This window comes from Kaistella montana (assembly GCF_024436175.1).
Lineage (GTDB): Bacteria > Bacteroidota > Bacteroidia > Flavobacteriales > Weeksellaceae > Kaistella > Kaistella montana.
The window spans coordinates 748,398-761,140 of the sequence record NZ_JANFQP010000002.1 but is presented as its reverse complement, the minus strand read 5'-3'; the positions used below and the strand labels follow the sequence as shown (position 1 = coordinate 761,140).

The window sequence follows — 12,743 nt, the reverse complement described above, 5'->3', positions numbered from 1 at the left end:
CTCAGAATGATTGACCTCCGAAGTCAACAAAAGCAGTTCGTTTATTATTCTTTTTTCTCTTTATTTATTTGTAAAGAAATAGTTAAATCATCATCATTGGTTATCATGTATTAGAAAGATGTGTTAAGTTTGAGGCAGAAATGATCACCATGAACCTTTACAAAAAATGAATCGCCACCCTAACCGACTACGCTTATTGGTATTAGCCTTATTTTTATTTTTGCAAAATATTGGCGCACAAAACCTTACGAAGATAGCGTTCCTTGCAGATATCCATTTTCAAGATTTATATGGCAATTTTTCCGATAATGAATACCGTGGGGTGATCAATCCAAAAACTGGTAAGCCTACGCTAATGCGTACGATGCAATCTCAGCTCAATTCCACCAGAATATTTAATGAAAACTATTTTGCCTTATTTGCCGCTTTGGATGACATTGCCGATCAGGGCATCAAAATTGTGGCACTTCCGGGAGATTTTACTGATGATGGACAGGCTTATAATCTACGAGGTCTAAAAAAAATCTTGGATCAATATGAAGCAAAATATCAAATGTCTTTTTATATCACCACAGGAAACCATGATCCCGTTCGCCCCTTTAGACGAGAAGCCGGAAAAAATGATTTTTTAGGCGAAAACGGATCTCCTGTTGGTATTTTCAGCCACCCTAACGGTAAAAAGGAAAGTATTATTACCAAAGACATCGCCGAGTCTGGTTATCGTGAAATTTTGGATTGGATGAAAAACTTCGGTTTTAGTCCTTCGGAAAAAGATAAATTTTGGCAGACCCCATTCAGCAAAAAAAGTTATTCGGAATATCATTACCAAGACGCTCTGCAAGATGCTGAAATACAGAACCGAACCTACGAAAGCAGCTCCGGTTTCCAAGTACCAGATCTTAGCTATATTTCTGAGCCCGTGGAAGGAATTTGGCTAATGGCCATTGACGGGAATACCTATATTCCGGAGAAAAAAACGGGGAGTCCAACAGACCCTAATACCTACGGAGGTGCTAACGATGGGTACAACAATGCAATAAAGTACAAATCCCACCTCTTATCTTGGGTGAAAAGAATGACTCAGGAAGCCGAAAAACAAAATAAAATACTTATCGCATTCAGCCATTATCCAATGGTAGATTTCAATAATGGAGCAACTCCAGAGTTGGCTGAACTTTTAGGAAAAGATAAGTGGCAATTATCTCGTGTGCCAAACGAAAATGTGACTAATGCTTTTGCAGAAGCGGGAATAAAAATTCATTTTGCAGGACACATGCACATCAATGATTCGGAAACCAAAAGCATTTCTAATGGTAAAATGATTCGCAATTTTCAAGTCCCTTCTTTGGCTGCCTATCTGCCTGGATATAAAGTTATCACCATAGAATCAGGCGGAAACATTCGGGTAGAAACAAAGACCATCGCCAACGTGAAAAGGTATAAAGAGCTTTTCCCTCTTTATGAACAAGAATACCAAAAGCTCAGCAAAACCACTCCAGAAAAAATTTGGAATAAAAAAATATTAAAAACCAAAAATTATAAGGAGTTTATGCTTTTCCATCTTACTGAATTGGTTCGGTTAAGAATGCTCCCATCCGAATGGCCGAAAGATTTCGTTGAAAACACCAAAACAATTAACGGATTGGATATTCTCAACAAAACAAGAACTCCGAACATGGATGAAAATTTAAGGAATCAAAGACTAAGATCCGTTGATTTCAAAAAATGGTCATTTACCGATGTTCTTTTGGACCTCTATAAATTTCAGTCTGCGGGAGGACTTGCCACCCAAGACATTCCCACAAAGCGGTTGCAACAATATGCCTTTTTAGAAAAACAATTGGCCTGTTTTAAGCCAACAGACCAATTGGGGCAACAACTGAAATTATTCTTTTCAATTCTACAAAAATTATCCAATGGTGAAGACGTAAGAGAAGTTCAGTTTCAATACCAATAATTCACCAAAACTATTTGGCCAACACCTTCATGATCTTGTGAAACACTTCATGATTCTCATAAATCCCTATGAATTCATCAGCGTGTGGACCATAAGAAAATATCGGCACCATAATCCCGGAATGATCATCTGTTTCAAAAGCCCCTTCCACGACATTGTTTTTCAGATTGCCATGCGGAAGGCTGAAACCTCCAGTTTCGTGATCAGCGGTAATAATCACAAGAGTTCCTGAATTTTGATCGGCAAATTTCACGGCCTCAGCAATTGCTTGATCAAAATCAATTCCTTCGGTGATGATTGTCCCTGTACTGTTAGCATGGCCTCCACTGTCAATCTGCGCTCCTTCAACCATTAAAAAAAATGGTTTATTCTTAGATTGAAGGAAATTCAAACCCGCCTTAACCGATTCGGAGAGAATGGATTTGCGTCCATTTAATACTGAAGGAACAGAACCTTCCGACAACCACATCACTACTTGTTCTGCTTTGCTTTTTGCGAGTTCAGAAGGATTACGGACTTCAACGAAGTGGTTTTGTCCTATAAAACTATTCTTGCCTCCTGCCACTGCCAAATTCAATGTACTTTTCAAAAATTCTTTACCAATTTCTTTGGCCATATCACGCTCTGGTTGGTGAGCATAAAATGCCGATGGAGTGGCACCTGTGATCTCATCGGTAGTGATAATACCTGTATTGTATCCTTTTGTTTTCAATATTTCAGGAATACTCGCAAGTACATTCCCTTCAGGATCTACCCCTATATACCGATTTCTTGTTTTCTTGCCAGTCGCCATCGCAGTAGCGCCAGCTGCTGAATCAGTAGAAAAGTTATCCGTAGAAGAAGTTTTAATCAATCCAATATGTTTCAATTGTGACAAGGTGAGGTTTCCACCATTTGCCAAAAGCGAAGAGGAGATTTGGGCAAGTCCGTTTCCATCACCAATAAGCAAGATTACATTTTTCACCGGAGCAATGGATCCGTCAGTTGCAAAAGCAGGATGGTATATTTCTGATATCTTGGAATTGGTATAGGTTCTTCTAGAAAGGCCTTCTATATACGTTCTACATAGAAAAGGTTGATCCGTATTGATGAAATTCACTCCCGCTCTTGCAAAATATTCCCAAGAACTTTTAGCATCAGGAATCGCCCAAAAGCGGAAAGGTTTACCGTATTTCTTTGCAGTAGAAATGGCATCATTCATCTGTTTTTCATCTGTTGCAATAGGCGCACCTTTTCCATTCCATTTTGTAAATGTCTTTACACTAAGACTTATCAATGCAACTTTTTCCCATTCCTCAGTGGTTAACGGTGAAAGTGATTGATGATCGAACATAATAAAAGCAGGATAATTCTTATATTCCGAAGGTGAAGGTCGGTTTCCGGAAATCACAAAACTTAGTGACGGGTTGTTTTGAAGAATTGGATATTTCTCAATCTCTTTAACTACCTCAGCCAAAGTAGATTTGCTCTCTGTTTTAATATCGATTAAAATCTGCAAAGGGCTCTTGGTTAACATACCGAGTTCTGCTGCCTTAACGATAGAGCTCAAGTAAAGATTGTCAAAGGTTCTTTCTTTCAATAGGCTCTTTTCGTCATGGGCTACATAGAGTTGCCCATCTTTCAGGATAACATCTGCTTCTATACTCGTCGCTCCGGCATACAGAGCTCCCCAAAAGGGAACTTTTTGAAGATAATCATTATGTGAATGTACCCGCGTCTGCTGCGAGAATACAAATCCACAAAAACCCATCATTAATAGGATCAGAATTCTTTTGGTTTTCATTCTTCTTTTTATTTTATAGTAACCCCCGCTTCAGCAATCGCTTTTACAATCTTATGATAAATTTCATTGTTGGGATAAACTCCTGAAAACAACTCCTGATTTTTTCCCATTGCAAAGACAGGCACAAGTGCGGCCGTGTGCTGATCGGTATTAAATTCAATTTGTACGCGCCTTGGCACTTCAACTATTTTACCCGTTGTAGGATCTTTCTCCGAATATTTCCCCAAGCTCACACCTCCTGTTTCATGGTCAGCAGTTACGATAAGCAGGGTGTTAGGGTTTTTCTTTACAAATTCAATAACCACCCCTATGGTTTTATCAAAATCCAATACCTCTTGTACGACCCTGTTCGCATTTTTTGCATGGCCACCCCAATCAATATAAGACCCTTCAACCATTAGAAAAAATGGTTGTTTTTGTTGTTCAAAATAATCCAGAGCTATTTGGGTCATCTCAGGGAGGAAGTCTTCTCTGCCTTCGTCTTTGCTAGGCAGCCCTTCATCAGCCAATAGGTAAATTTGATTTTTCTTCGGATCGAGTAAATCCAAAGAAGTATGATATTGATAATTTCTCTTGGTAAATTCCTTCAAGAGATCAACATGATCCTTTCTCTTGGTAAAATATTTTATTCCTCCTCCAGCTATAAAATTCACACCTGATGGTACAAGCTGGGTCGCAATATCCTCATGCAGATCCCGGTCTTTCACATGAGCATAATAGGCCGCCGGCGTTGCATGGGTCACGGAGGTTAGTGAAATTAGCCCCGTCTTGTAATTTTTTTCCTGAAGCTGCTCTAGTATCGTAGGAATTGATGCTGAATCTTTGTCTACCCCAATCGCTCTTTTATAGGTTTTCTGTCCCGTAGAGAGCGCAGTAGCCCCCGCAGCAGAATCTGTAATACGATGGCTGGTGGAAGATGTTTCCGAAAAGCCTGTAATACTAAACTGTTGAAAATTAGGAGCCGAGTTCCCAAAGTAAAAGGCAGAAGAAACTTGGGCTACCCCCATTCCATCGCCAATCATCATAATCACATTAATTGGTTCTTTCTTTTGTGAAAACCCCATTACAGAAGCACATACTAAGGAAATCCCTAAAACACTTCGTCCAAAATTCTTTCTCATAACTACTATTCTATATTTTAAGTGAAAATATTGTTGAAAATATCTCGTAAATGTATTACAAATAAGCAGTGAAAAATGGGTGAAAAAAGAAGCCAAAAAATGGGAAAATGGTATCCTGTTGATCCAGTTGCCTTTACACTTTAACCCTTTCGTGAATTTGATAAAAACTTAATTTTAACCCTATTTATCGGCTAAACTCTTAACACAGATGTATCCTTTTTTTCAAATTATGTTAACAGACTATGGCCACCTCAACTTCTATTTTTGCCACAAAAAATAATATGAAGCGATTAAACATTGCCGCATGGCTATTAACAAGTAGTACACTGGCATTTGCACAAACCCAAATTACAGGAACCGTGCGAGATGAAAATGGAACTACCATGAAAAATGTATTGGTGGCAAATACCCAATCTTCCATAACCACATCAACCGATTCAGCTGGAAAATTTATTATTCTGGCTAAAGAAGGAGATCAACTTTCTTTTTCATCAGGTAACTCAACTACCCAAATAACTCTGGAAAATACCCAACCGCTTTCGGTAGTATTTCCTAGAAGAACCGCTTTGATAGAGGAGGTGGTAATGGTAGGTTACGGTTCTCAAAAACGATCTGATGTTACAGGAGCGATTGCCTCTTTGAACAATGATGATTTTAACAAAGGATTGGTAGCCAATCCTGGTCAACTATTGCAAGGGAAAATTGCCGGCGTAAATGTATCCATGGTCAGTGGCGAACCCGGTGCATCTCAAGACATCATCATTCGAGGAGTGGGCAGTTTACGATCTGGTACTACTCCACTATATGTGATTGATGGCTTTGCGATGGACAATACCACAACAGGAGTACCCGTCAATCCAATGAACTTCATCAATCCCCAAGACATAGAAAAAATTGATGTACTGAAAGACGCTTCAGCAGCTGCAATCTATGGAGCAAGAGCAGCAAATGGTGTTATTGTAATCACGACTAAAAAAGGAAAAAAAGGGAAAACCCAAATGAACCTTTCCTCCTCAATGACCGTTTCTACACTGGCCAATAAAATGGATGTTTATAGTGCCGATGAATTCAGAAAACAAGTTACCGCGATTGGCGCAACACTAGATGACGGTGGCTCTGAAACAGATTGGCAAGATTTGCTTACACGCACCGCTATTTCCAATAATTTGAATTTTTCAATGGGTGGCGCAAGTGAGAACACTTCATACTATGCTGCCATTGGCTATGACGGACTAGAGGGAATTTTGCACAATAGCAAACTAAACCGCTACTCAGGTCGGGTAAACATTAGCCAAAAAGCATTTGACGGAAGAATGAATGTTGATTTCAACCTAAATGGTTCACGAACAGAAAATCTAAGACCTTCTGCCACTTCTATCGTTTCCACCATGCTTACGATGAACCCTACCTATCCAGCATTCACCGACGGAACACCTACTACGGTCTTTAACAATGGCTCTTTTAACCCGCTGATCAGACAGGATATTTATCAAGATTTTTCCATTAACAACAGGTTGATAGCCAATATCTCACCTTCATTTGAAATCCTTAGAGGTTTAACTTACAAACTCAACTTAGGGGCAGACTATTCTTCTACCAACAGAGATGTGCAGAACACGCCGCATGCCATCCCATTGGAAGAAGGGAACCTGCAAATCAATGATTATAACAATAAAAATATTTTAGTAGAAAACACCCTTACCTATAAATTTAAGGCCGGGAAACATGATGTTAACATCATGGCTGGGCATTCTTATCAGGATTTATTTTTCGAATCAAGAGGATGGTCTTACCGTGGTTTCCCTAATAACGGTATTGAACCAAAATATCAAATATCCGCAGCAACAGAACTTCTTTCTTCCTTCTCTGTGGCCAATAAAAACGAACTTCAATCCTTTTTCGGAAGATTGAACTATGGGTATGCTGACAAATACCTCTTTACCGCAACCATGCGAGCTGACGGTTCTTCTAAATTCGGACAGAATAACAGATACGGTTACTTTCCATCCCTTGCTTTAGGTTGGAATATAATGAAAGAAAACTTCCTTATGGACTCCGACGCCATAAGCCGATTGAAACTTAGAGCAAGCTGGGGTAAAACAGGAAATCAGGAAATCCCCAATAAAATTACTAAAGCGAGTTACCAGAGTACCAATGCCGGAAATGCTACTTACCCAATGGACAACAGCAATAATTTTCCAGTGGGCGTGATCTTAGTAAGAACTGCCAACCCAGATCTGAAATGGGAAGTCACCACCCAAACCAATATAGGTCTTGATTTTGGATTTTTAAGAAACAAACTTACCGGTACCATAGACTATTTCAAGAAAGTATCTGACAATATTCTATTGGAAATCAACCCTACTGATCCGATTACTCCTACCGAAAAACTTTGGAAAAATATTGACGGGATGACCATCGATAATACCGGAATTGAACTTGCCCTAGATTATTCTGACAAAGTGGGCGAAGTAGGATACAGCATCGGTGGAAACATGGCCTATATCAAAAATGAGGTCAAAAACTCTCTTTTTAAAGTGCTTACTACCGGTTCAGCTCAAGGACCTGGAACTACCGGCGCTTTGATTAATGGTTACATTTCAGGCGAACCGATTGGAACATTCTATGTGTTTGATTTTCTAGGAATTAATAATAAGGGAGTCAACATATTCCGTGATGTAAACGGAGATGGTCAAATCACAGACAATGATCGTATTGCAGACGGAAGCGCACTTCCGGATCTAACTTATAACTTCTATCTAAAATTTGATTATAAAAATTTCGACTTCTCTGTGAATTTCAACGGGGTGAGTGGAAACAAAATTTATAACAATACTGCATCTACTTTGTTCACCAAAGGTAGGCTGGCTTTATCCCAAAACTCTACAGCAGTTTCTACTGCCTATGCAAATGAAAGTGTAAACAATACTAATGTTATCTCCAATAGGTATTTAGAAGATGGATCATTCCTAAGACTGAATAATGCAACCGTTGGTTATAATCTAAATCCGAATACCGTTGGTTTAGACCGTAGGGTGAATAACATCCGTCTCTCTCTTACCGGTTCCAACTTATTCGTAATTACCAATTATTCTGGATTCGACCCAGAGATTAATTCAGGGCTTACCAGTGGAGGTATTCAAACTTTCGGGATTGATTATGCTACTTACCCAAAATCAAAAAGTTTTGTATTCGGCCTGAATGTATCTTTCTAATTTCAAAAATCTAAAAAAAATGAAAAATAAAATAATTATCGCATCAGTAGCTTTAAGCCTTCTTTCAGTCGGTTGTTCCGATCTTTCCGAAAGAGTAATCGATGAATCCATGATCGCACAAACCGATAATGTGATATCCGGCGTAGTTGCACCCGCTTATGGCCCTTTAGCTGACGCTTTCACTCATACTAAAAACTTTGGATTACAATTAATTTCCACTGATCAAGGAATTCTTCCTCCACGAGGAAGCGGAAACGATTGGTATGATGGTGGAAAATATATTGAACTCCACCAGCACACCACTACTACTGGCAATGCGGTAGTGAAAGATACTTGGAACGCCTTCACTTTATTGCTATCCCGTACCATCACTGCTATAGAAACCCTTACTCCACTAGCGGATACCGATAATGAGGCTAAAAAAGCAGTCAATGAAATGAAGGCATTAAGAGCCTACTACAATATGCTAATGCTCGATTACTGGGGCATCGTATTTAAAAAAGACTCTTCGGGAGAAACATCTACCATCTTGAGAGGAGATGAAGCAGTAAAATACTTAGAATCAGAATTCTTGAGTGTGGTAACACAACTAGACAATAGCAATACTCCGGGACGGATCTCCCAATCCGTAGTACATGGTTTCTTGGCACAACTTTATCTGAATGCCGCCGTATATAGAGATCCATATGGAACTCCTGCCTTTGCAGCAGCAGATATGGATAAAGTGATCGAATATACAGGAAAAGTTATAAATTCAGGAAAGTTTTCATTGTCTCCCGAATATTTTAGCATTTTCGACAATGATAACCATACCAATAAAGAGATTATTTTTGCTATTGACCAACGACCTGCACTCACCACCTCCCATAACAGACTTGCCTATTGGTCTCTATCCGGAAGCCAGTATCCATTGGCACTTTTCCCGAAAGCAAACGGTACCGATGGTCCTGCCATTACTCCAGATTTCTTTAATACTTGGACCCAAGCGTACGGCAATACCGATCCTGCACAAGCTGATGCAAGATTCTTTAAAGAAAACCTAGCAATTCCTGCACATCTTCAAAATTTACAAGGGATTAGTCCAGCCAATGATTCTAATCATTATTTTCTGGTAAATGGTGCACAGTACCAACCTAACAGAGGAATATTGAGAGGGATTCAATGGGGACTTCGTAACAGTTCAAATGGTCAGCCGTTTCAAAAAGAAGGCGATATGTTTAAAGTTTATCCAATGACCGAACAACGTGACGGATATACAAAGTATGTCAACCATGTTATAGAGATCGATCACGAAGATCCTACCCACAAGGATTATGCAGATGGGTTCCGCGTACTTAAATACCAATTCAGCAGTTCTTCAGATACCGGCCGAAACAAAGGAGAAGCGGATATCGTTTTGCTTCGTTTAGCCGATATTTACCTGATGAGAGCTGAGGCATTCCTTAGAAAAGGAAACAACGGAAATGCGCTTGCTGATGTCAATTTTGTAAGAGCTTCACGTACAGCAAGACCCAAAGTGACCCCTCCTGCTCTTAGCAATATCACCTTAGATTTGCTATATCGTGAGAGAGGTTTCGAGTTCTATTGGGAATACTCACGCCGAACTGATATGATCCGATTTGGAAAATATGAAGATTCTTGGACCTCCAAAACCAATACCGATGTCTATAAGAGACTCTTCCCAATCCCACAAACTGCGATAGATGGAGCCTCTAACCAACCGGGGTACTTGGTTCAAAATAAAGGATACTAAGAAAACCCGCCTTATCAAACAACACCCGTTTCCAATTGGAAATGGGTGTTGTTTTTTGATATAAAAACATACTACTTATTTCCTATTTTTCTTTTTTCGTGCTAGGATGATTCATGCGTATCACGACTGCTCTATACACCCCTAAACCAATCTCAAGAAAACCATCCGTCCTCTCTCATTCCTCTTAAGCATAAAACCGATGATCATCATTCATAAAAAAATTCCCTCGACCAAAGAGCCAAGGGAATTTCTATACAAAACAATTAAAATTAAAGCTGAGGGCCTGCTGCTACCAATCTTTTCCCTTCTTCTGTATTGCAGTACTGCTCAAAATTCTTGATATATCTACCGGCCAAATCCCTTGCCTTAGCTTCCCATTCTGATGCATTTGCATAAGTATCTCGTGGGTCTAGGATTCCTTCAGAAACATTATTCAAAGCTTTAGGAATTTCCAAATTCATTACCGGAATAGTCGTTTTCTCTGCCTTATCGATAGATCCATCGATAATAGCATCGATAATCGCTCGGGTATCTTTCAATGAAATTCTTTTCCCTGTGCCGTTCCATCCGGTATTTACAAGATAAGCTTTTGCACCGTGTTCTTTCATTTTCCCGATTAATGTTTTAGAATACATGGTCGGGTGAAGGGTAAGAAATGCTTCTCCAAAAGCCGGTGAGAAGGATGGTTCTGGTTCAGTGATTCCTCTTTCAGTTCCTGCAAGTTTTGAGGTATAACCACATAGGAAGTGGTACTGCGCCTGATCTTCATTAAGAATAGAAACCGGTGGCAATACTCCGAATGCATCAGCGGATAAATACACAATTTTCTTTGCGTGCCCTGCTTTTGAAGGTAATACGATTTTGCTGATATGGTAGATCGGATAAGAAACCCGTGTGTTTTCTGTAATAGAATTGTCTTTATAATCTGCCTCACCATATTCATTCACCACCACATTTTCCAATAAAGAATCTCTTCTGATTGCTTTGAAAATGTCCGGTTCTTTTTCTTCACTAAGGTCGATTACTTTTGCATAACAACCACCTTCGAAGTTGAAAACGCCGTTGTCATCCCAACCATGTTCATCATCACCGATCAAATATCTTTTCGGATCTGCTGAAAGCGTTGTTTTACCGGTTCCTGATAATCCAAAGAATAATGCTACATCTCCTTCATCACCTACATTTGCAGAACAGTGCATGGAAGCCATGCCTTTTAGCGGAAGGTAATAATTCATCATTGAAAACATTCCTTTTTTCATTTCACCACCGTACCAAGTACCCCCAATAATTTGTAGTTTTTCGGTAAGATTAAACATTACAAAGTTCTCAGAATTGAGACCTTGTTCTTTCCAATCAGGATTTGTGGTTTTCGAACCATTCATCACGATGAAATCCGGTTCACCGAAATTTTCAAGCTCATAATTGGAAGGGCGAATAAACATATTGGTTACGAAATGCGCTTGCCAAGCCACTTCCATCACGAAACGCACTTTAAGTCTCGTATCAGGATTGGTGCCACAAAAAGCATCTACAACATAGATTTTTTTAGAAGTGGAAAGCTGTTTCAGAACCAGTTTTTTGCAGCTTTCAAAAATTTCAGGAGTAGTAGGTAAATTAACTTTTCCATCCCAATAGATGGTATCTTTAGTTACGTCATCTTTTACAATATATCTGTCTTTTGGAGAACGGCCTGTGAACACTCCGGTTTTTACTGCTACAGCACCCGATTCGGTGAGAGCACCTTTCTCAAAACCTTGGTTCTTGGTGGACATTTCAGCTTTGAAAAGCTCTTCATAAGTGGGATTATAAACCACCTCTTGGTAGCCCGTAATTCCTAAACCATCTAATTGTTGAATAATTTTGAAATTCTTCATAATGACTTTTTATTTTCTGATTTTTATAGTGAAAAACAAATTTAAACATTAATAATAATTAATCATGTTTTAAAAATACTGATATTCATCAGAATTCACAAGAAAATTAAAAACCTATAAACACCTGATTATCATTTAATTAAATAAGACCAAGAAAAAACGTCCCTAAAACCTTTTCCCGAAAAATAGTCTTCAAAACCCGAAAATTTAGTACTCATCACGAAATCGCCTCCCCAAGCGCCTAGACTTTTTACAAAAACAGGGCAGTTTTCGAAATATTTTTCTTTCACGGTTTCGATTCCGAGAAAATTTGAAAGTTTTTCTTCATGTTTGGTCATCAATTGCGAAAAATATTCTAAATCTTGCGCTTTCAAAACCTGTTTCGTCAGTTCAGAAAATTCATCAATAAGTTCCTGCGATTTTTCCTTCGAACGGTAAAGTTGAATACCTTCACGGCTGTCTTGTTTCTGATTTAGATGAATAAAAATGAGTTCATCTTTAAATGATGGTTCGAAATTGATAACTTCCACTCGTCTTTCATTTCCGGTAAGTTGATAAAGAAGTGCAGATTTTTCTTTAGCCACGGCGATATCATAACCGCTGCCCCCCAAACTCAGTTCATTAAGTTTGTAAGCATCAATCACGGCCCATTCTGCTAGATTGTTCATCAAAGTAGAGCTGCTTCCTAAACCATAGTTGGAAGGGAACTGAAGATTGGTCCGCAACAGATAAGAGTAATTAGCTTGAAAAACTTTTGTAGAAAGCCGCTGAACATTCTGAAGAACTTTCAAGACAAATGCCGCAGGTTCTTGCATATTGGTATCGAGAATTTCCCAGGTTTTATAATCAATTTTTGCGTACAGCCACAACTGATCTTGGTGGTAAGCTTCCCAAACCACTTCCGATTGCTCATTGTCATTGGCTTCAAAAAAAAACTCTTGCCCCCATTTTGTAGGTACGGCAAGAGCTAAGGCTCCGTCTAAAACGGTATATTCTGAAGTGAACAATAATTTTCCACGTGAAAATAGTTGACCCATTCT

The 12,743-nt window shown here is 39.1% G+C and carries 7 protein-coding genes; 3 read left to right on the top strand and 4 right to left on the bottom strand.

Features of this window, described 5'->3' with window-relative positions; genetic code table 11:
• Positions 1-166: 166 nt before the first annotated feature.
• Positions 167-1,957, top strand: a complete 1,791-nt coding sequence (locus NOV28_RS09660) for a metallophosphoesterase family protein (RefSeq protein ID WP_255930307.1) — start codon at positions 167-169, stop codon at positions 1,955-1,957.
• A 10-nt stretch (positions 1,958-1,967) separates the two neighbouring features.
• Here NOV28_RS09660 and NOV28_RS09655 read toward each other — a convergent pair whose 3' ends face one another.
• The gene (locus NOV28_RS09655) at positions 1,968-3,740 is read right to left on the bottom strand and encodes an alkaline phosphatase (protein WP_255930305.1); all 1,773 of its coding nucleotides are present in this window, start codon (positions 3,738-3,740) and stop codon (positions 1,968-1,970) included.
• Positions 3,741-3,748: 8 nt separating this feature from the next.
• Positions 3,749-4,861, bottom strand: a complete 1,113-nt coding sequence (locus NOV28_RS09650; protein ID WP_255930303.1) for an alkaline phosphatase — start codon at positions 4,859-4,861, stop codon at positions 3,749-3,751.
• A 281-nt stretch (positions 4,862-5,142) separates the two neighbouring features.
• Here NOV28_RS09650 and NOV28_RS09645 point away from each other — a divergent pair, with 281 nt between their 5' ends.
• Both NOV28_RS09645 and NOV28_RS09640 read left to right on the top strand, forming a co-directional pair.
• The gene (locus NOV28_RS09645; RefSeq protein ID WP_255930301.1) at positions 5,143-8,076 is read left to right on the top strand and encodes a SusC/RagA family TonB-linked outer membrane protein; all 2,934 of its coding nucleotides are present in this window, start codon (positions 5,143-5,145) and stop codon (positions 8,074-8,076) included.
• A gap of 19 nt (positions 8,077-8,095) precedes the next feature.
• Positions 8,096-9,829 carry a RagB/SusD family nutrient uptake outer membrane protein gene (locus NOV28_RS09640; protein WP_255930288.1) on the top strand — a complete coding sequence of 578 codons (1,734 nt, stop codon included), beginning with the start codon at positions 8,096-8,098 and terminating at the stop codon, positions 9,827-9,829.
• Between the two features lie 269 nt (positions 9,830-10,098).
• On the opposite strand, the gene pckA is transcribed toward NOV28_RS09640, so the two are convergent.
• Both pckA and NOV28_RS09630 read right to left on the bottom strand, forming a co-directional pair.
• The gene (pckA, locus tag NOV28_RS09635) at positions 10,099-11,703 is read right to left on the bottom strand and encodes a phosphoenolpyruvate carboxykinase (ATP) (protein ID WP_255930286.1); all 1,605 of its coding nucleotides are present in this window, start codon (positions 11,701-11,703) and stop codon (positions 10,099-10,101) included.
• Between the two features lie 131 nt (positions 11,704-11,834).
• On the bottom strand, positions 11,835-12,740 hold the full coding sequence (locus tag NOV28_RS09630) for a GYDIA family GHMP kinase (protein WP_255930284.1): 906 nt from the start codon (positions 12,738-12,740) through the stop codon (positions 11,835-11,837).
• Between the last annotated feature and the right edge of the window lie 3 nt (positions 12,741-12,743).